This is a genomic window from Erwinia sp. PPS120, from assembly GCF_047918655.1.
Classification (GTDB): domain Bacteria; phylum Pseudomonadota; class Gammaproteobacteria; order Enterobacterales; family Enterobacteriaceae; genus Erwinia; species Erwinia tasmaniensis_A.
In genome coordinates, this window is the sequence record NZ_JBLREF010000026.1 from 18,928 (window position 1) to 37,580 (window position 18,653).

17 protein-coding genes are annotated in these 18,653 nt (G+C 53.0%); 8 read left to right on the forward strand and 9 right to left on the reverse strand.

The window, feature by feature from the left end; translation table 11 throughout:
• Positions 1 to 114: 114 nt before the first annotated feature.
• Entirely contained in the window at positions 115 to 3,642 is a 3,528-nt protein-coding gene (locus ACLRGG_RS13970) for a glycosyltransferase (RefSeq protein ID WP_416250344.1), read from the reverse strand.
• A gap of 208 nt (positions 3,643 to 3,850) precedes the next feature.
• Positions 3,851 to 5,137: a FliC/FljB family flagellin gene (locus ACLRGG_RS13975; protein ID WP_416250345.1), complete on the reverse strand. Its 1,287-nt coding sequence runs from the start codon at positions 5,135 to 5,137 to the stop codon at positions 3,851 to 3,853.
• Between the two features lie 280 nt (positions 5,138 to 5,417).
• Here ACLRGG_RS13975 and fliD point away from each other — a divergent pair, with 280 nt between their 5' ends.
• The 4 genes from fliD (at position 5,418) to amyA (ending at position 9,232) form a co-directional block, all read left to right on the forward strand.
• On the forward strand, positions 5,418 to 6,824 hold the full coding sequence (gene fliD / locus ACLRGG_RS13980; protein WP_416250346.1) for a flagellar filament capping protein FliD: 1,407 nt from the start codon (positions 5,418 to 5,420) through the stop codon (positions 6,822 to 6,824).
• Positions 6,825 to 6,840: 16 nt separating this feature from the next.
• Positions 6,841 to 7,251 (forward strand): flagellar export chaperone FliS, encoded by a 411-nt coding sequence (gene fliS, locus ACLRGG_RS13985; RefSeq protein ID WP_345827909.1) that lies wholly within the window; start codon positions 6,841 to 6,843, stop codon positions 7,249 to 7,251.
• Positions 7,252 to 7,614, forward strand: a complete 363-nt coding sequence (fliT, locus tag ACLRGG_RS13990; protein WP_416250347.1) for a flagella biosynthesis regulatory protein FliT — start codon at positions 7,252 to 7,254, stop codon at positions 7,612 to 7,614.
• A gap of 136 nt (positions 7,615 to 7,750) precedes the next feature.
• Positions 7,751 to 9,232, forward strand: coding sequence for an alpha-amylase (amyA, locus tag ACLRGG_RS13995; protein ID WP_416250348.1), 1,482 nt, complete (start codon positions 7,751 to 7,753; stop codon positions 9,230 to 9,232).
• 485 nt (positions 9,233 to 9,717) lie between these two features.
• On the opposite strand, the gene yedD is transcribed toward amyA, so the two are convergent.
• Positions 9,718 to 10,200 carry a lipoprotein YedD gene (gene yedD / locus ACLRGG_RS14000; RefSeq protein WP_416250349.1) on the reverse strand — a complete coding sequence of 161 codons (483 nt, stop codon included), beginning with the start codon at positions 10,198 to 10,200 and terminating at the stop codon, positions 9,718 to 9,720.
• Between the two features lie 209 nt (positions 10,201 to 10,409).
• On the opposite strand from yedD, the gene ACLRGG_RS14005 reads away from it, so the two are divergent.
• Positions 10,410 to 10,733, forward strand: coding sequence for a DUF6388 family protein (locus tag ACLRGG_RS14005; RefSeq protein ID WP_416250388.1), 324 nt, complete (start codon positions 10,410 to 10,412; stop codon positions 10,731 to 10,733).
• A gap of 709 nt (positions 10,734 to 11,442) precedes the next feature.
• Positions 11,443 to 12,600, forward strand: a complete 1,158-nt coding sequence (locus ACLRGG_RS14010; RefSeq protein ID WP_416250350.1) for a GGDEF domain-containing protein — start codon at positions 11,443 to 11,445, stop codon at positions 12,598 to 12,600.
• 170 nt (positions 12,601 to 12,770) lie between these two features.
• Here the strand turns inward: ACLRGG_RS14010 and ACLRGG_RS14015 are convergent, their stop codons facing one another.
• From ACLRGG_RS14015 to ACLRGG_RS14040, 6 genes are all read right to left on the reverse strand, one after another.
• The gene (locus ACLRGG_RS14015) at positions 12,771 to 13,037 is read right to left on the reverse strand and encodes a hypothetical protein (RefSeq protein WP_416250351.1); all 267 of its coding nucleotides are present in this window, start codon (positions 13,035 to 13,037) and stop codon (positions 12,771 to 12,773) included.
• A 136-nt stretch (positions 13,038 to 13,173) separates the two neighbouring features.
• The gene (locus ACLRGG_RS14020; protein WP_416250352.1) at positions 13,174 to 14,922 is read right to left on the reverse strand and encodes a putative phage tail protein; all 1,749 of its coding nucleotides are present in this window, start codon (positions 14,920 to 14,922) and stop codon (positions 13,174 to 13,176) included.
• Between the two features lie 279 nt (positions 14,923 to 15,201).
• Complete coding sequence (locus tag ACLRGG_RS14025; RefSeq protein WP_416250353.1) at positions 15,202 to 15,498, reverse strand: hypothetical protein; 297 nt, start codon at positions 15,496 to 15,498, stop codon at positions 15,202 to 15,204.
• Positions 15,495 to 15,842 carry a DUF7940 domain-containing protein gene (locus ACLRGG_RS14030; protein WP_416250354.1) on the reverse strand — a complete coding sequence of 116 codons (348 nt, stop codon included), beginning with the start codon at positions 15,840 to 15,842 and terminating at the stop codon, positions 15,495 to 15,497. Before ACLRGG_RS14030 ends, ACLRGG_RS14025 begins: the two co-directional genes overlap by 4 nt.
• Positions 15,839 to 16,306, reverse strand: coding sequence for a lysozyme family protein (locus ACLRGG_RS14035; RefSeq protein WP_416250355.1), 468 nt, complete (start codon positions 16,304 to 16,306; stop codon positions 15,839 to 15,841). Before ACLRGG_RS14035 ends, ACLRGG_RS14030 begins: the two co-directional genes overlap by 4 nt.
• 315 nt (positions 16,307 to 16,621) lie before the next feature.
• Entirely contained in the window at positions 16,622 to 16,990 is a 369-nt protein-coding gene (locus tag ACLRGG_RS14040) for an antiterminator Q family protein (protein ID WP_416250356.1), read from the reverse strand.
• A 370-nt stretch (positions 16,991 to 17,360) separates the two neighbouring features.
• Here ACLRGG_RS14040 and ACLRGG_RS14045 point away from each other — a divergent pair, with 370 nt between their 5' ends.
• Entirely contained in the window at positions 17,361 to 17,915 is a 555-nt protein-coding gene (locus tag ACLRGG_RS14045; protein ID WP_416250389.1) for a helix-turn-helix domain-containing protein, read from the forward strand.
• Positions 17,916 to 18,309: 394 nt separating this feature from the next.
• The gene (locus ACLRGG_RS14050) at positions 18,310 to 18,483 is read left to right on the forward strand and encodes a hypothetical protein (RefSeq protein ID WP_416250357.1); all 174 of its coding nucleotides are present in this window, start codon (positions 18,310 to 18,312) and stop codon (positions 18,481 to 18,483) included.
• Positions 18,484 to 18,653: the final 170 nt, after the last annotated feature.

The window sequence follows — 18,653 nt, forward strand, 5'->3', positions numbered from 1 at the left end:
AAAGGGGATATCAATGCTCTGTTATCGGCAGCGGCGGGCGTTTCTGTAGGGTTCAGGTGCAGGAGGAGCCATCGGGCGAAAAAAAGGGCGGCCAGTGCCGCCCCTCTGACGCTATCAGTTTCCCTGCCAGGCCTGGGACCAGAGCCTGACGTTGTCACCGGTCAGCATCCAGTCACGCCGGACGAGGGTTTGCAGCTGCTCACCCATCCGCGCGCTGGCCTGTTCATCGTCCAGATGCATCCGAATCGCATCCCGCCAGTCAAGAAAGCGGTTACGTACGCGGGTAACCGGGAGGTTATGCCCGCGATAGCACTCTACGTCGCTGCAAATCACCGGAATGCCGCAGGCACCATATTCCAACAGGCGAAGGTTGCTTTTACAGCTGTTAAACAGGTTATCTTCCACCGGCGCCAGCGCCAGATCCAGATTTAACGAGGCCAGCTTCGCCGGATAGAGGCTAAGGTCGACCCCGTGATGGAACTCATAAATCCAGGGACGCAGCTTCGGCGGGCACATACCGAAGAACACCCACTCCACCTCACCGGCAAACTCTTTCACCACGTCAACGATCATCTCCAGATCGCCGGTATGGCTCGCCCCACCCGCCCAGCCGATACGCGGCTTGCGCCCCTGCTGACGCAGGCTCTGCAGCCCACCCCAGCGGTTAACCGGCAGGCGGTTTAACACCACCTGAATATCGCTGTGCATATCGCTCAGCGCCTCGGCAAGCGGCGGTGTGGAAACGATAAAGCGGTCAAAGTAGGTGAGGCTTTTACGCAGCTGCGCGGCGATTTCCTGCTTAAAGTGGCTGCGCTGATAATGCTTCATCGGCACGTTAAGAATGTAATCATCCAGCTCGAACACCTTAAAGACATCCGACAGCTTGCTGGTACGCGCGATCCACTGGTGGAAAGCAGGCGCATAGCGGCGTTGAATGATAAGACTGTCCGGCTTGATCCTGCCCATTTCACTGATGCTCAGCAGGGTATAACTGGCTTTACCCTCGGCATAGCCCTCGCTTTGCATCGCTTCAAACGGCGTGGTGATGCGGTAATAGCCACAGCCGGACAAGTCGGCATTATGCGCCATAAATACCGGCAGCTTTTCCCGCTGAACCGGGTTCCAGCTAAGCGAACTGTCGCTGTTAACATCAAAATGGCGGCTTTTCAGCGACAGGTTGGCGTTAAAGGCCGGATCGTTGGCGATGATCGGCATCCAGCCGCTGAAGAGTTTGTCCTCTTCCTGCTGTTTCAGTTTGCCTGAGGTATGCACCGTTTCGCCCGGGAACGGGTTCTGACGGGCAGCAGGACGCAGGATACGCGCGTAAGGCGTCCAGACGGTCATATAGCCCTGGCTGCGCGCCCGCAGGCAGAAATCGACGTCATCATACAGCAGATGCGTGTCGTCAAAGCCGCCGAGCGCGATAAAGACCTCTTTGCGCACCAGCATAAAGTCGCCGGACACCGCACTGTAGTTTTGGTCGAGATGCAGACGCCCAAGGTAGCTGGGCTGGGTATCATCCTGACCGCGAAAGGCCTCGCCCGCCGCGCCATTGACGCCAAGAATATAGCCAGCGTGGCGGATTTTGTTCTGCGAAGTCAGCTGTTTACCGCCCACCACCGCCACTTCCGGGCGCTGCCCGTGGTTAAGCAAATTATCCAGCCATTCGCCATCGGTGACCGCCAGCTCGCTGTGCATCAACAGCAGGTATTCCCCCTGCGCGCGCTGCGCCGCCAGATTCACCATCGCGGCGCGATGATAACGGTTGGCATAGTTCACCACCCGTATCCGGTGTGGATCCACCTCACCGATGCGCGTCAGCCATACATCGCGCTCCGGGCTGCTCTGGTTGTCTGCCACGATCAGCACTTCATAATTCAGATAGCGGGTTTTTTCCAGCAGCGTAGTGACGCAGCTAATCAGGGACGGCAGGTGCCAGCTGGCCAGAATAACGATGGATACCTTCGGCTGCGTGCCATGCTGATAGCGCAGCCGATAGTTGTAGTAGCTGTCCAGCGCGATCTGCGCGTCAGGATAGCCACGATTGCGCAGATGGCGCGCAACAATGGCCGCATCTTCGGTAATGACGCGATTTTTTAGCCGTGCGGTTAACAGCGGTTCGGCGAGATGCCCCACCACGTTCAGGCCCTGCGACTCGATCAGTTTGATAATCAGATCGAATTCTGCGGAGGCCGGATAGCTGAGATCAAACCCTTCCGCCGCCTCCAGCAGTTCGCGCCGGAACAGCCAGTGCTGCGCCATAATCTTCGGCGAACTGAGCAGCAGATCCAGCGAGAAGTCCGGGCGAAACGCCATACCGGTTGGCATATCGGCGATATAGAAGAATTCGTCGGCGTAGAGCGCCAGCACGCTGTCCACCTCCGGCAGGCTGGTGGAGAGAGCTATCAGGCCTGAAGAGTGAAATTCACTCCCCGCGTCAACAAAGAGAAACCAGCCGCACTGATGTTCTGCTATCAGAGCATTAATGGTGGCCAGCCGGGTCTCTGCCGTCGCGGGGTAGCTGAGTACCCCGGCGATATCGTCATCCGTGCCCCCCACCACAATCGGCATAAGCTGAAGAATCGCGCTGTTCTGATGCGCCAGTGAGTTCAGCGTCTGCGGCAAGTGCTGACGATTTTCGTCAGTAACGGTGATCACCACCGCCACGCGGACAGGTTCAGGATGTGCCACCGCACGAGCGGTGAGAAGCGCCTGCTGGAAAGGCTTAAGCCTGCGCTCGCTGAGCCAGCCGCCTAACGCATTCAGATTGAGGTTTTGGTATTGCAGGCCGCTGAGATTGATGCGGGTAAAGGCGTCAGGCTGTGACATCGGCGCCACCCGTACCATATTGATCGCGCCGGTGTCGGCAACATACCATGGCTCAAAGCGCAGGGTATCAAACACGATTTCGCGGTTTTTTTGCACGATCGGCCAGCCTTCATGCTGCTGCGGCTGCGAATAGATGTCTGAGACGCGAATGGAGCAGAGCGGGGCCGGGAAGTAGGCCAGCGTTCCCTTCACCAGCAGGCGGCAAAAAATCAGCAGTCCTTCGACGTGCTCGAGTTTTTCCTCCCCCACCTGAAACAGCGGCGTATCATCCGGCATCATCGCCAGAATATCCTCACGGCGCACCAGCGCGGCGGTCAGCTCGCCAATCAGGCTAAAGTGCAGGGTGGTCTGGTAGCGTAAAAAATCCTGGCCGTTAAGCAGGCTGTTCTCGCTGAGAAACGCCGCGGTGGCAATCAGGTCGGGGAGTTCTTCATACTCTGGCCCAATACGCCTGCGCTTAGAGGCCGCCACCTGACAGTCAGGAAACTGCTCCATCGCCGACACCAGCGTGCTCACGCAGTCGGTTGCCAGCAGTTCGGCATCGGTGAGAAACTTCAGGTAGTCGCCCTTTGCTTCCTTTATGGCCGCCTCGTAAATGCCAGGGTGGTTTTTGTCGTAAATCAGGTGGCGAATCGGATGAGCCGGCTGTTCGAGCCAGGGCTGCAACAGCGCGGGAATAAATTTATCTCCGCTGCTGTCGGCAATCAAAATTTCACAGTGCGGATAGTCCTGTCCAAGGGCGCTTATGAGCGCCTCTTCAAACCAGGTAGGGATCTGGGCACTGAGTATAATACTGACTAAAGGCTGGGTCATGAGTGGCGATTCTCCCGGGATCCCCGGCTGCCCGGATCACTCGGGGCGCGGGGGAAAATGATTTGTCCCATCATAGTCAGCTGATGAGAAATCAATCGCTCAAGAAGGCAGGCAAAGTGGGGCTATTCCCGGATATCAACCCCGCCTTTTTTCAGGCAAAAAAAAGCCCCGCAGTCGCGGGGCCTTATCAGACATTTTTGTAGAGCGATTAGCCCTGCAGCAGAGACAGAACCTGCTGTGGAACCTGGTTAGCTTTTGCCAACACAGAGTTACCTGCCTGCTGGATGATCTGCGCTTTAGACATGTTAGAAACTTCTGTTGCGTAGTCAGCATCCTGAATACGAGACTGTGCTTCTGACAGGTTAGTGGTGGTGTTGTTCAGGTTGGTGATGGCAGAATCCAGACGGTTCTGTACCGCACCCAGGCTTGAACGGAATTTATCCACTGACGCGATAGCTTTGTCCAGCAGTGCCAGAGGATCTTTAGTCGCAGAACCAGAGTAAACGTTGGTGTTAGCGCTTGAAGAGATGTCGCCCACGTCGCTGGTGGTGGCAGTAGTAGCCGTGTCGCCGCCGTTGACGATATCAGCCGCTGCCACGCTGTAGTTTTTGCCCTGCACGCTAACGAAGCCAACCGCATTGCCGCTGGCGTCTGCGCCAACTTTGATTGCCTGACCGGTCATCACGCCGCCGGTCACGCCGTTGGTGGAGTCGGTATAGTTAACGGTGGTGGTGTTCAGTTTAACCGCGCCGCCAGTACCTACAGAAACAGAGTAGTTGTCGCTACCGGAAGACACCACGTAGTTGTTGGTCGCTTTACCAGACGCATCCAGCACGCTGTGCAGAGACAGGCCGCTTGCTGCAACGCCCAGGCCAGAGGCTACTGCACTCAGGTCAACGGTAGAAACCGCACCGGTAGACGCGTCGCCAACGGTAGTTACATCGTCGCTCAGGCTCAGGGCATTTTTGTCTACTGCGAAGCCTTTCAGGCCCAGAGTAGAGGAGTCGATTTTCTGCAGGTCAATAGAGATGGTTTCGCCATCGTTTGAACCAACCTGAATTTTCATGGTACCGTCTTTCGCCAGTACGTTCACGCCGTTGAATGAAGTCTGACCGGATACGCGGTCGATTTCGTCCAGACGTGATTTGATTTCGTCCTGGATTGAAGACAGGTCGGAATCGGAGTTGGTGCCGTTCTGAGACTGTACGGTCAGTTCACGAACGCGCTGTAAGTTGTTGTTTATTTCTGACAGTGCGCCTTCAGTGGTCTGTGCGGCAGAGATACCGTCGTTAGCATTACGTGATGCCTGAGTCAGGCCGTTAATGTTAGAGGTAAAACGGTTAGCAATTGCCTGGCCAGCGGCGTCATCTTTCGCGCTGTTGATACGCAGACCAGAAGACAGACGCTCGATGGAAGTAGACAGAGCAGACTGGTTCTTGTTGATGTTGTTCTGGGTGATCAGCGAGAGGCTGTTAGTATTGATTACTTGTGCCATGATAAAGTTTCCTGTTAAATCATTTCGGGTTAAGTTGGTTGGGCTGTTTGCCCCCCGGCTTCATCGCCGTCAAGGTTGTTATCGTCTGCCCTCCCCTAACCTTTAGAATTTTTTTTACCCCGGGCGAATTATTTTTCCCGGCCGGTCTACTCTCCGAAATACCCTTCTCTATTAGCGCTATTCGCTTTATTAACCCGATGCAAATAGTCGTAAACTTTACCCATAGCTGGCCGATAACTACGCTATTCACTCTCCGTGTTGACGACATAAAGGATTTATTATGGCTACCATCTCTACACTGGGTATCGGTTCCGGCCTTGATTTGAGCACCATTCTGGATAATCTTCAAACTGCTGAGAAGGCCTCACTGACGCCTATTTCAACGCAGCAGTCATCCTATACGGCAAAGCTGAGCGCCTACGGTACGCTAAAGAGTTCACTGACCTCTTTTCAGACCGCGAATACCGCACTGAACAGCGCCGCCCTGTTTGCCTCTACTAAGGCGACCAGCACCTCCAGCGCATTCAGCGCCACCACCACCACGGGTGCGGTCGCCGGTAAATATACCGTCAGCGTATCTCAGCTGGCGACGGCGCAGACGCTGACCTCGGCGGTGCAGAGCAGCAACACCACCGCGCTGGGTACCTCGGACAGCACCATTACCATCCAGCAGGCGAACGGCAATAAAGCCGTCGCGGTCAGCGTCAGCGCAGCGAACTCCTCGCTGACCGGCATTCGCGATGCCATTAATAAAGCGGATGCGGGCGTTACCGCCAGTATTATCAAAGTGGGCGATGGCAGCTATCGCCTGTCGATGACGTCGAACGATACCGGCACCGATAATGCTGCGACGATAAGCGTCAGCGGCGACAGTACGCTACAGGGGATCCTCAACTACGACGGCACCTCCAGCAGCAATATGACCCAGAGCGTGGCGGCACAAAATGCCAAGCTGACGGTGAACAACGTTGCGATTGAAAACAGCAGCAACAGCATCAGCGATGCACTGGAAGGCATTACCCTCAACCTGACCGATACCACCAGCGGTAATCAGACGCTGACGGTGACTCAGGATACCACCAGCGCCTCCAGCGCTGTCAGCGACTGGGTTAACGCCTATAACAGCCTGCAGGATAGCTTTGCCAGCCTGACTAAATATACCGCCGTCACGACGCAGTCTGCCTCTCAGGACAGCAGTAATGGCGCCCTGCTGGGCGATAGCACCCTGCGCACCATCCAGTCGCAGTTGAAAAGCATGCTGACGAACGCCGCCAGCTCATCAACCTATAAAACGCTGGCACAGATTGGCGTGACGACCGACCCGACCAGCGGCGATCTGAAGCTGGACAGCACCGCACTGACCGCCGCGCTGACGAAAGACCCGGATGGTGTAAAGCAGATGATCGTCGGCGATGGTAAAACCACCGGCATCACGACCACTATTGCTACCAATATCACCAGCTGGTTATCCAGCACCGGTATTTTACAGGCGGCAACGGATGGCGTGAGTAAAACGCTGAACAATCTGACCACTCAGTACAATGCTGAAAGCACCCGCATTGATAATACGATTGCGCGCTATAAAACACAGTTTACCGCGCTGGACGTAATGATGAGCAAGCTAAACAGCACCAGCTCATACCTGACTTCTCAGTTCACTACCAGCAGTTCTTCAAGCAGTTCTTAAGACGTAAGGAGTCGTAATGTATAGCGCAAGCGGTACCAAAGCCTATGCAAAAATTGGTGTGGAAAGCGCGGTCATGAGCGCCAGCTCAGACCAGCTGATCACCCTGCTGTTCGACGGGGCGCTGAGCGCCCTGGTTCGCGCACGGCTATTTTTGCAGGATGGCAACATTGTTAAAAAGGGAGAGTCCCTGTCTAAAGCCATTAACATCATTGATAACGGCTTGAAGGTAGGGCTGGATGAAAGCAGTACGGACGAGCTGACGCAGAATCTGATTGGCCTGTATCGTTATATGGTACACCGCCTGCTGCGGGCGAATCTTGATAATGATGTGAGTGTGATTGAAGAAGTTGAAGCGCTGCTGCGCAATATCGCCGACGCCTGGAAAGAAGTTTCAGGTTCACCTGCTCTGGTTCAGGACGCTGTCTAAATGAATATCGCCCCGCACATGTTCGGAATTTATCAGCAACTGTTAGTGATCAGCCAGTCTATGCTGCGTCTGGCTTCAGAAGGTAAATGGGATGAGCTGATCGATACGGAGGTCAATTACGTCAGCACCGTTGAAAAGCTGGCGGAAACGACCCGTGATGTCACTATCCCTGCGCAGACCCTGGATCAGCTGCGTCCCGTATTGCGTCATATTCTGGACAACGAAGCCGAAGTGAAACGTATGCTTCAGCATCGGATGGGCGAACTCGCCGATCTGATTGGGCAAAACACCCGTCAGAAGTCGGTTAATTCAGCGTACGGAAAACTGTCTGGAGTCGTGCTTTTCCCGCATCAATCCACCTGAAATAATAATTGCCTATGACTTTCCCCAACACTCGCCAGCGGGTCAGCGTGCACCAGAATATTACGCCGTGACCCGCGCTTTTTTCGCCACCTGCTCCATACTTCAGACTCATCGCTGTTGAAACTGGAGCAAGGACATGCGCAATCCCACGCTGTTGCAATTCTTTCACTGGTATTACCCCACAGGCAGTAAGCTCTGGCCAGAGGCCGCCGACCGGGCGCCATGGCTGGCGGAAGTTGGCATTACCGACGTCTGGCTACCCCCCGCGTCAAAAGGCGAGTCCGGTGGCTTTTCGGTAGGCTATGACACCTACGATCTGTTTGACCTGGGTGAGTTTGAGCAAAAGGGTTCCCGCGCCACCAAATATGGCGATAAAGATCAGCTTATTGCAGCGGTCACCGCGCTTCGTGACCATCAGATCGGCGTGATTATGGACGTCGTGCTGAACCATAAGATGGGCGCGGATGAAAAGGAGCAGGTACAGGTTAACCGGGTAAATCCGGATAACCGGGATGAAATCGACAGTGAGGTCATTGAGGCCGAAGCCTGGACGCGTTTCACCTTCCCGCCGCGCGCGGGGCAATATTCAAAGTTTGTCTGGGATTATAAGTGCTTTAACGGCGTCGACCACATTGAAAACCCCGATGAGAACGGCGTGTTTAAAATCGTTAACGACTATACCGGTGAAGGCTGGAACAGCCAGGTTGATGATGAGCTGGGTAATTTTGATTATCTGATGGGTGCGAATATCGATTTCCGCAACCGGGCGGTGACCGAGGAGTTAAAATACTGGGCGCGCTGGATGATGGAAACACTGCCGTGCAGCGGGTTTCGCCTCGACGCGGTAAAACATATTCCCGCCTGGTTTTACAGGGAGTGGATCGACCATATTCAGGCAGTGGCGGATCGGCCGATGTTTATCGTTGCCGAGTACTGGTCGCATGAGGTGGATAAGCTTCAGCACTATATTCACCAGGTCGAAGGCAAGACCATGCTGTTCGACGCCCCGCTGCAGATGAAGTTTCACAACGCCTCGCGCGAGGGTGCTGGTTTCGATCTCAGCCAGATTTTCAGCGACACGCTGGTCGCGCATGACCCGTGGCACGCGGTGACTCTCGTTGCTAACCATGATACCCAGCCGCTTCAGTCGCTGGAAGCCCCCGTTGAGCCCTGGTTTAAACCGCTCGCCTATGCGCTGATTTTGCTGCGCGAGGAAGGCGTACCTGCCGTTTTCTATCCCGACCTTTTTGGTGCGCAGTATGAAGATGAAGGGTCCGACGGTGAGATTTACAAGATTGAGATGCCAGTTATCCCGGAGTTAGAAGCGCTGATTCGTGCCCGTCAGCTTTACGCGCACGGTGTGCAGACCGAGTGGTTCGATCATCCTAACTGCGTGGCCTTTGCCCGCAGCGGTACGGAGGATCATCCCGGCTGCGTGGTGGTGATGTCCAACGGTGATGAGGGGGAGAAGACGCTGTCACTGGGTGAGGGCTTTGCGGGCACGCACTGGTACGATTTTCTGGGGCACCGCGAGGAGGGGGTCACCGCGGATGAGGGGGGAAGCGCAGTTTTCCGCTGTAATGCGGGTAGTCTGAGCGTCTGGGTGATTCAGGAGTAAGTTCCGAAGTGGGGTCCGGTGCTGCGGAGTTCGGGGTATCGCCTACGGGTGGGGCCCGTCTGCTCCTTTTGCATTGTGCTGACTGCGGGTAAAAGCCACTCAAAAGCCTGAGAGGTGGACAATCCCAGCGGTTGACGGGCAACCCGCAGCGCTGCGGCGAAGACGGAAGGCCAGGCGAGGGCAGCAGGAATGCTGCTCTCAGGGAGCGGCGGGCAGGGACGCCCGCTCGCGACCAGGCCGTCCGGCCTGGAGCCGGAGCCAAAGGCACCACGCGGAGCGTGGCGTGAGGACGCCCGGCAAATGCTGGGATTATCCACCGGCATCGCAGGTATTACACCTGCATGACCGGCCTGCCAACAGGCAGGGTGTCGTAATGCCTGTCACCGGACCCAACCCGTCTGCGCCTTTTGCATTATGCGGGCGGCGAATATACGCAGTTCCGGGGAATGCAGGGATTGTCCGCCGGAATGACCCTCACCCGCCCGTCAGGACTTCTGATTTCTCAGCATAGGCTTATGGTGCGCCTTACTGCTGCTGGAAACAGTCGCTTTCGGCTTCGGCGGTGGGGCATCATTCACGTGTGCCAGCGCATTCTGACACTCTGCCGTCGGCTGCTGCACTTTTTGCAGTACCAGCTTGTCATAATGGAGCGTCATCCCTTCCGGCTCCAGCGGCATCACGCGGGCTTCATTATTCACGTTAACCCAACGATCATCGAGGCGAGTCACCTTCCCCGGTTTGGCAATAACACGCTGCCACTGACGGCAGTCAAGCGTATCGCCCGAGGCGGTCACGATCAGGCTTGCCACCGCCTCTTTACTGACCAGCCCTTTTTGTGGCTCCATCGTCTGCCAGTTCCCCACCAGATCGGCAGGCGGAGGCGTTTTAACCACATTATGGTAATTAGGTATCTGTGCGCAGCCTGACAGCGCGACGGCTGCTGCGGTCATTACAATCCACTTTTTCATTTTCAGTTCCTGACTCCTCGACCAGGCGCTACGTTATAATTTCTGATTAACCACCGCAAGCAGCTTCATGCAGTTGCCCTCTGTAGCCGTAACAATATCCGCTTCGGGCATCCATTTAAGCCTTCGGCTGCAACATCTGTCCTCACTGGCGTTTCACCAAACCACGCCCCGGTGTAAACTGACGCGCATTATTACGCGCAGGACAAATGATGAAAACAATTGAAGAGTATTACACCATCGCAAGGAGCCTGTTCCTTGCGGCCTACCCCGAAATACAGCAGGGAATCGACAACCTCAAAGAAGAGGATGCGCAGGCGCTCGGCATGTCGCTCGAACAGCTGCAGTCAATGCAAACTGACCGTGCCTGGGCCGCCTTTACCCGCGAGAAAAAACTCGATGGTATGCTCTTTGCCATTCAGCTGGCAGAGCCAGACAAAGAGGTGGCGGCTGCCGCTATCGAAACCTATCTGCGCCAGCATGCTGAAGCGCTAGGGATGAGCTGGGAAGAATTTTGTATTAAGAACGAACTATAATCGCACGGGGCCCGCTTCCGCGGCCCCTTCAACTTTTTTATGTGCTATCTCTCCTTAAAAGTGCCATCCTTTTTTTAATTTACCCCGTAAAAGGTTTTTTGCTGCATGAATACCTGCTAAGAATGCTCTCAAAGCAGATGTTACAGCAGATTATCGTTCGATAACGGCAACTGTTTGCGCTATATATGCTTACAGCCAGTGACCTGAAGATAATAAACTTTTTAGGGCAATTAATAATCGCACGGGGACGGAATAAAAACCCCACCAGCATATTCATCCCTATAAGTATAATCAATGCAAAAGGTCCAGTGTTATTGCGTTAAAGAACGGGGTCGCGTATGTTAGCCGGGCAGAGTTTTACCGTTAAAATTGCGGCGTTAAGCCTGTTGTGAGGTCTGTACACAGGCTCTGTAACCTTGTCATATAGCGACATCCGCAGTGCCAGAGCCTGTAAGAACTTTGAGTCAGAACAATGCCAATAATTAAATATAAACTCGATTCAGCCATATTCTTATTTTTTTTCTCCTTCTGTTTAGCCTCGCTGGGTATAAATTGCCGCACCGTCCAGGCGCTTTCTCTATTCTGGCCGTGTAATGCCCTTCTTTTGGGCATAATGGTACGTTTTCCAAAGATTGAAACGTCGCTAAGCTTACCCGCTATTTATAGTGGCATGGTACTGGCCGATCTATTTTCCGGTACGCCTTTTATCATGTCGCTAACTTTAAATATGGCCAACCTTGCCTTTATCACTGTGGGTAAGGCGGTGCTGCTTGCAGATTCCCTGCAGCATCCCCGGCCACGACGGCTGCAGGCGTTGATGAGGGTATTTCCCGCGTCGGTGTTTGGGGCGGGCGTCTGTGCGGCAGTGGGGTCGTTAGCCAGCCAACACTATTTTCATGATGACCTGCTTAAAGGCTGGATTTCCTGGTTTTGTGAACAGGTATCAACCTCAATTTTGCTGTTGCCGCTGGCCATTACCCTGCCCCGTCGCGGGGAGCCTGGCACCCTGCTAAGTGAGATAAAGCAAAGTACTCTGTTGCCGCTATTGTCCCTGGTTATCACTACCGTCGCGGGGATTTATGTCGGGGGCGGCGGCAGCCTGATGTTTCCCCTGCCCGCGCTGATGTGGTGCGCTATTAGCTACCCTGTCTTCTTTACCTGTGTGCTGACGGGGGTGACCGGTATTGCTGAAATCATCCTGGTGGCAGGCCATGTACTGAATATTCAGGGTGCAGACGACTTTTTCCTTATCGACAGCCTGGCTTCGGCGCGACTTGGCGTCGCGGCGATGACCATTAGCCCACTGATTGTTGCGCTCAGCACCACCACGCAGAAAAAGCTGGTTGCGTGCATGACTAAACGGGCTGACTACGATTTCCTTACCGGCGCACTCACGCGCAGCGGGCTGTCGTCACGGTTGAATACCCTGGCCGCTGGAAAAAATAAGCAGGGCTATTTTTATGGTGCAGCGTTCATCATCGACATTGATCGCTTTAAAAGTATCAACGATACCTGGGGCCATGCGGCCGGAGATCATGTGCTGGTTAAAACGGTTGAGTGTATCCGTCAGTCGCTGCCGCCAACGGCTATTGTCAGCCGCATGGGCGGTGAGGAATTTCTGGCACTGATTGAAGGCGTTTCACCCCCGCGCGCCAGTATCCTGGCCGATCGGCTGCGGCGCAGTATTGAGCATCATACCATTATTCACGACGGGCAAACCCTCAATATTACGGTGAGCATTGGTGTAAGTGCGCTGGATATTATCGACGCTGACAGCCTGGAGGCGTCAATCAGAACGGCCGACGAACAGCTCTATATTGCGAAAAGTAGCGGCCGCAATCGCGTGAGTCCGTCGTTTCCTCTCTGAAATGATACAACCCGCCGTGGCGGGTCGTATCCAAAGCCATTAAGGCTGCGAAATTAATGAAGGCAGGCCCGCGATAACGAAGCCATCACCATCAGAGATCTTTTCGACAGGGCCAGCTTCGATTTGAATATCAGGCTTTGTCATCAATGCGGCTAGCGTCGTTTTCAATTTCAGACTTCGTTATCGATACGGTTAGCTTCGATTTCAATATCCTGGATAGCGCTATCCAGCTCATCAAGTAACTTCCCCTGCTTCGTCAGCAGTTCGTTCACTCTGGATGCAAACTCCGGGTGCTTAAATTCGCCCTGATCAAAGGCCAGCCAGTGGGTTGAAAGCGTTTCCGTATTGGTTTGTGCATAGTGGCGCATCTCTTTCAGCTGCGAGGTCACGTCACGTAAATGTTCGGTCGGTGATTTGCGTTCCTGATTATCGCTCATGCATTTATCCTTATCTGGTTAAAAAAGCGTTCATAAATTCTGACTCTTATGACAGTGAGAAGTTCATTAACACTTTTTTAACCAAACCATCCGGCAAAAAAGGCCGCCAGTGCAGGCGGCCTGAAGAGAAAAAGACTCAGAAATAGGCAATTTTGCGATCCGTGCCATTAATGTTAATCGTGACATAGCCTGCCGCCGTGGTGGTGGTTGGAGCCGTTGCGCTGAGGGTAGCCAGCGTGAGCACCCCCTTCTCGTTAGCCCCGACGCCCGCCAGACCGTTATGCATGCTCATACGGGCATTTGGCGACGTAGTCCCGATGGTACTGGTGTCCGTGACCTGCGTCAGATCAGGCGCGAACAGGTTACACTCCCCTGATTCAAAACGGGTAGGCCCGGTTGAGGTCAGGTTAAACACCATGTCACCACTGGCGGCTTTCAGCTTCACCCAGATTTCGGCATAGGTCAGGCCGATTCGGTTAAGCTTAACATCCAGCACCGCCGGCGAACCTTTATGCTGGATATCGGCATAAATCGCCGTTGAGCAGCGGGAGATACTCAGCCATGTGTAGCCGGACGATACCGAGGTTACCGGACTGGTGGCCGTTGCAACCAGCACATCATTCGTCACTTTACTGATCATCTCGATAAGCCACTGCTGGTTATCTTTCGGCAGGTTAACTTTACCCAGCTTGTACCAGTTATCGGTTGCGGTGGTGTTAGTGACTTTAAAGCCGCTGTACCAGCCTGCCTTCAGCGAACCGGTCATTATCGTGCCGAAGTGCTCGTCGCGACGCCAGCCGTATTCATAGCCTGACAGCCAGCGGGTAGAGTCGGTATTGGTCGTAATGTTACCGCCAGACTGGAGATTAAGCTGCTTGAGCTGCAGACGGGTGTTGTTCATATTCAGCGCATTGTCACAGGACTCGATGCTCAGCGCATCCACAATCCAGTTACCGTCGCTGAGGTTGCCGGGAAAGCGCGTATGCTCAATCCAGACGTTATGAAGCAAACCCTGGGTGACGCGTGGCATATACAAGGTCGCATCGCCGTAGCCGGTCTGGAAATTAGCATTGGTCAGTTCGATAGCCGTTGAGTGGTCCCAGGCGCCTGCCGCCGTATCTGACCAGGTCACATCAAATACCCTTCCGTAAGTATTAAGGGTATAAATCTGGTCAAACTTGGTATCCAGCGTATCCAGCAGCTTGATCACCGTACCGCCGTTATTCTGCGCGCGAAAGCGTGAGATAATGACTGACTGACCGGCCACAATAGTGTTTTGAAAGAACGGCTGCTGGTTACTGCACATTGCTGCCGTAATCGCCACTTTATTGGTGGTCGTATCCGCTGACGCCTGCCCATCCCAGGAGATCCCTTCAATCGCGACGCGCCTGGCCTGAACTTTGAAAACGGGCGACGTGGATTTATTGGAAATGATGGTCGTTCTGGGCAATCCGCCGTGTGGATTATCATCCCCCGTCACATAGAAAAAAGCCATCGTAGTTGCAGAATAGTCGATGGGGTTGATCAGGAACTTGCCTGACGGGAACCGGACGCCCAGGTCTTTCGCTACGCTGTTGTAATTTTGCGCCCAGTTCATCATCAACTTAAACGGCCCGCTGTCATCCGTTACGCCATCACCCTTCCCGCCGAAATGGTAGATATTCATTTCCTCCGGGTTGTTGATAATGCGTTTCCAGTAAAAGCCACTGCCGACGGCATAGGTACCTGAATCATCCGCTTGTGGTGAGGTGCCGGTAAACCCGACAAAATCACCGCCGCCGCGATAGGATGAGTCTTTATCCGTATAGCGGCGTAACACGGCCAGATCGCCTGATTTAGCTGGCGCAGTCGTACGCAGTTCGGCAAATGAATTGACTTCGATCATAATAACCTCCGGGGCGATAAGCCATTGCGAATCGCCTTAAATGATATGTTTATTGAGGGAATGAATAGGGGGATAATCAATTACGCCAGACTTTATGATTTGCTACTACTTCCCTGCCGCAGTCATTTATTTTACTTTTTAACTTTGCATAACTTCGCCCATATATCATTATGCAAGTTAATTTCTTTTACCGTCCGAATATCCATGACCTGCCAGTCATTTCCATAGGTACGTAAGGGAGAAAAATAGGTACAAGAAGAGTCGATAATAATTTGTGGACTAGCTGTCACCGTTGATGGACGACTCGTGCAGCTTGCGACGAGCATCATCATCAGCGAGAGTATTATTAGCTGCCTGTACATCTTTCACCTCCTCTATTGTTTTTGCCTGTTTATTCGCGATCACTGCCACGCGATCGGCTTCTACTTTTGCGGCGGCAACATCAGCCCGCCCTTTTTCCTGCACCTTGCCAATTTTTTTTCCACCAAACCAGCTGACAATAAGCGCAACGATAACCACGCCTGCCCCGGTCAAAAGATGGCTACCGCTGTTAAACAGCGCGAGGAAACTGCTCATGATTTACCTCCTGTTATTACATTTTTCATTACCAGCAGGGGTTTTTGCCGAATAAATTGTGATACCACCGCCATTGCCACCATAAAAGAGGCAATAAAACCCAGATAGTGCTGCGGAAGAATGGACTTCACGTCTTCCGGCAGGCCGTTCCAGGCACTGATCGCCGAGTCTGGAAAGGATTGCACCCAGGCACCCGCGACCGATCCGATAGAGGCCAGCCAGACCGACCAGGTTTTAAAAAGCAGTTTGGCATGCAGCACAAACTCAACCTTGCCATGTTTCACCACCCAGTGAAGTAGGGCTACAACGATGAGTACAGCCATCAAAAAGACGATAAATTTCATATAACCCCCTGATATGCGTCATAGACTCCGCTGCGCATCACCTGTGCGAGCCGTTTCGCGCGGGCGGGCGTTTGCCTGGCCCACAGGCTGGCCAGCATGCCATCTGCGGCCGCCTCAAAATTTCCGTTTGAAATTAACACCAGGGTGTTTTTAAAGGCGCTTAATCCATCCACCCCCATCTGATAGGCCATGCAATAAAGCACATCCGCCCGGGCTGGATCACACTGTCGCAATGCTACAGCCAGTGAGGGCCTTGCATTCATATCGCTTATTTTGTCATCCAGTAGTTTCTGCATCCAGACATCCCCCACGCTGTGTGGAACGGTAAACTGATAATGCGCCAGCGGTGCATTTTTTGGCCCAATAACTATACCGCTGGCCACCGATGGATAACCTTCCGTGTCAATATAGGGCTTTTCCTTATAGCCTTCCTCAAAAGCCAGAATTTGCACTATTTTACTCATCTTTTATCTCCCAAACTAAATAACCGCTGCTGCGGCATTGTTATATGGACAGCTTGCTGATAAAGAAAAACGGTACCGAAATAGCAGAATAGAATGATAAGACGAGGGCGCGATAAAATTTGGCGCGTTGGTTAATAGCCAGGGTCACTACCTTTTTAATAAACTCCCCTACCCTTTTCATTTCTGGGCATGAGGAAGAAACCTGATTAAGGTTAATGTGGCGGCGATTGACGGCCTTACGTTATGCAGGAATCAATTCTCCAGCCGAAGACCTTTTTTAGAACTGTAGAATGCAAAATGCGTACGCATAAAAATTTATTTTTTTTCACAATCCAGTACAACATCCATGGCACTCAGTGCGCCTTCAACAAACCCTTCGGCCGTCTGGACATTTTTGCGGATGGTGCCATCTGCACAGCGGCGCCTTCGGGCGATTGAGCGAAGTGAAATACGATAAAGATAGTGCGCAACCAGCAGCGTATGTTCATCGGAGTGATCTGTCCTAAGGCGGCTGATACAGCTGTCGAGGATCATACCATCACGATCGCCACAGCGTAATCGACCCGACGGCACGGAAGTCAGCAGTCCCCGGAAGCCAGCGGCAACATGAGGATAACTCACGCCGCTGCTTTCGGTGGCCGCCCAGCCTCCCCACATATCAAGTAACCGTTTTATGTTTCGCATCGTTACCTCCAGCTCAATGGGTTTGGCACTGTTTGCAAACAATTATCCTGTGCTCCTGGCCTGGAAATGCTAATTTAGAATGGATCTGATTTGCATTTTTCAGACGCAGATGAGCAGGCAGGTCAAAAAAGACCTGTTAAGGTATGCCAGCGATTAGGCTGGGCGGCCTGATTGTCAAAGAGCAGGTTATTGGAGGGCAGTGAATCACTGCCGCCTTAAACCGTTTAAGTATCAATTAAGATTATTTATAGCATATAGTATCAAAACACGCAATAGCAAAGCGTGTTTGACGAAAAATACGCATCGCTATAAATTCTGGTATATGAAACCGAATACACTTGCCTATCGGCTTAACATGGCTATGACCATGATGGGAATTACACAGGGTGCGTTAGCTAAAGCATCGGGCGTGTCACAACCTACAATCTGGCGACTGACCAAAGGCGAGGCGGAGGGCTCCCGCAAACTGGTCGACATTGCACGTGCACTGGATATTAACGTTGAGTGGCTGGCGAGCGGTCAGGGCGAGATGCGTGGTACCAACGGACTAAGCGCTGCCGATAAAGTTAAGAGTGGTACAACGGTGGCGGTGTGGGGGCCGGAAGGTAAGACGTCAGAAGTCGTCTCCACCCCCAATGGTGCGAGGGCGAAGAAAACCTGGCGTGCCTATGTTCTTGACAGAAACAGTGGCTGCTCAGAAGCAACCGCAGGCAGTATTGTCATCGTGGACACTGACGTACCACCTGAATCTGGAGATCTGGTGATCGCCAGGGTCAATTCCCGGGTGTCCGTATACCGTTATCTTGAAGGCCCCTCCAATGGTTTTTTAACCGTTGATGACCCCAGACTACCCGCCGTCGAGCTATCAGACGAGTCAGAATTGATTGGCGTCGCTATCTTTCTCATCCGTGATTTAAGGCGGTAAGTACTGATATCCTGCCCCTGCAGGATAGTTTCCTTATAACGGCCCCCGGCCACTCTGTGCAACACAGATATCATCAAGTTAACCTCCTAAAGACCTGCCCTGTGTGACTTATAAGCTACACAGGCACTTTGGCGTAACGACACATTTGAATAGATTAGTAAACCTTTCCATAATTTCGCTATCAAAAAACGAAAAAAAACCGCAAAAAAAGTATTTTATCTATACAAATCATACACCTGACTTAATAGCTGAAGTTATTTTAATAATAGCCGTTGATATTAATAATAACAATAGCTATTGTTTTTAAAAGGAGCTCGTCCTGATGTTTAAGCGTTGCTGACATTACCTGTCAGGTACGCCCGATATGCCTCGCTAATCATCTTCTGGAGGATTTATGACCAACATTATCTGGAAACCCAGCCAGCCTGCAGGCACATGCCTGAGTCGGTATAAAGCCCGTCGTGCGGCAAGAATGGGCATAAAGAGTGAGGAAGCGCGGCTGGAACGAAAGATTGTATGCTCTCTCGCCGGATGTAGCCTGCGGGTGTTAAGAGCGGTAAAAGAGTAACCATGACGGAGGATCCTTTAAATATAACTGGTTTTATATACAGTATTTATTTTAGCGGCATCAGGCAAGAGTTATCAGCAATGAGACGATCAGGTGTTTGTATTGACAGGATGTTTTTTTGGCCGGAGTACCCTTTGTCGCCGCACGCGGTCAGGAGTCAGGAGTCAGGA

Bases quoted from the DNA above. Each gene is read 5' to 3' on its own strand.
- fliD (WP_416250346.1), top strand. From the start codon at position 5,418: ATGGCTACCATCTCTACACTGGGTATCGGTTCCGGCCTTGATTTGAGC.
- ACLRGG_RS14030 (WP_416250354.1), bottom strand. From the start codon at position 15,842: ATGAAATTTATCGTCTTTTTGATGGCTGTACTCATCGTTGTAGCCCTA.
- ACLRGG_RS14010 (WP_416250350.1), top strand. From the start codon at position 11,443: ATGTCGCTAACTTTAAATATGGCCAACCTTGCCTTTATCACTGTGGGT.
- fliT (WP_416250347.1), top strand. From the start codon at position 7,252: ATGAATATCGCCCCGCACATGTTCGGAATTTATCAGCAACTGTTAGTG.
- amyA (WP_416250348.1), top strand. From the start codon at position 7,751: ATGCGCAATCCCACGCTGTTGCAATTCTTTCACTGGTATTACCCCACA.
- ACLRGG_RS14045 (WP_416250389.1), top strand. From the start codon at position 17,361: ATGGGAATTACACAGGGTGCGTTAGCTAAAGCATCGGGCGTGTCACAA.
- ACLRGG_RS14020 (WP_416250352.1), bottom strand. From the start codon at position 14,922: ATGATCGAAGTCAATTCATTTGCCGAACTGCGTACGACTGCGCCAGCT.
- ACLRGG_RS14005 (WP_416250388.1), top strand. From the start codon at position 10,410: ATGAAAACAATTGAAGAGTATTACACCATCGCAAGGAGCCTGTTCCTT.
- fliS (WP_345827909.1), top strand. From the start codon at position 6,841: ATGTATAGCGCAAGCGGTACCAAAGCCTATGCAAAAATTGGTGTGGAA.
- ACLRGG_RS14015 (WP_416250351.1), bottom strand. From the start codon at position 13,037: ATGAGCGATAATCAGGAACGCAAATCACCGACCGAACATTTACGTGAC.
- ACLRGG_RS13975 (WP_416250345.1), bottom strand. From the start codon at position 5,137: ATGGCACAAGTAATCAATACTAACAGCCTCTCGCTGATCACCCAGAAC.
- ACLRGG_RS14035 (WP_416250355.1), bottom strand. From the start codon at position 16,306: ATGAGTAAAATAGTGCAAATTCTGGCTTTTGAGGAAGGCTATAAGGAA.
- yedD (WP_416250349.1), bottom strand. From the start codon at position 10,200: ATGAAAAAGTGGATTGTAATGACCGCAGCAGCCGTCGCGCTGTCAGGC.
- ACLRGG_RS13970 (WP_416250344.1), bottom strand. From the start codon at position 3,642: ATGACCCAGCCTTTAGTCAGTATTATACTCAGTGCCCAGATCCCTACC.
- ACLRGG_RS14040 (WP_416250356.1), bottom strand. From the start codon at position 16,990: ATGCGAAACATAAAACGGTTACTTGATATGTGGGGAGGCTGGGCGGCC.
- ACLRGG_RS14025 (WP_416250353.1), bottom strand. From the start codon at position 15,498: ATGAGCAGTTTCCTCGCGCTGTTTAACAGCGGTAGCCATCTTTTGACC.
- ACLRGG_RS14050 (WP_416250357.1), top strand. From the start codon at position 18,310: ATGACCAACATTATCTGGAAACCCAGCCAGCCTGCAGGCACATGCCTG.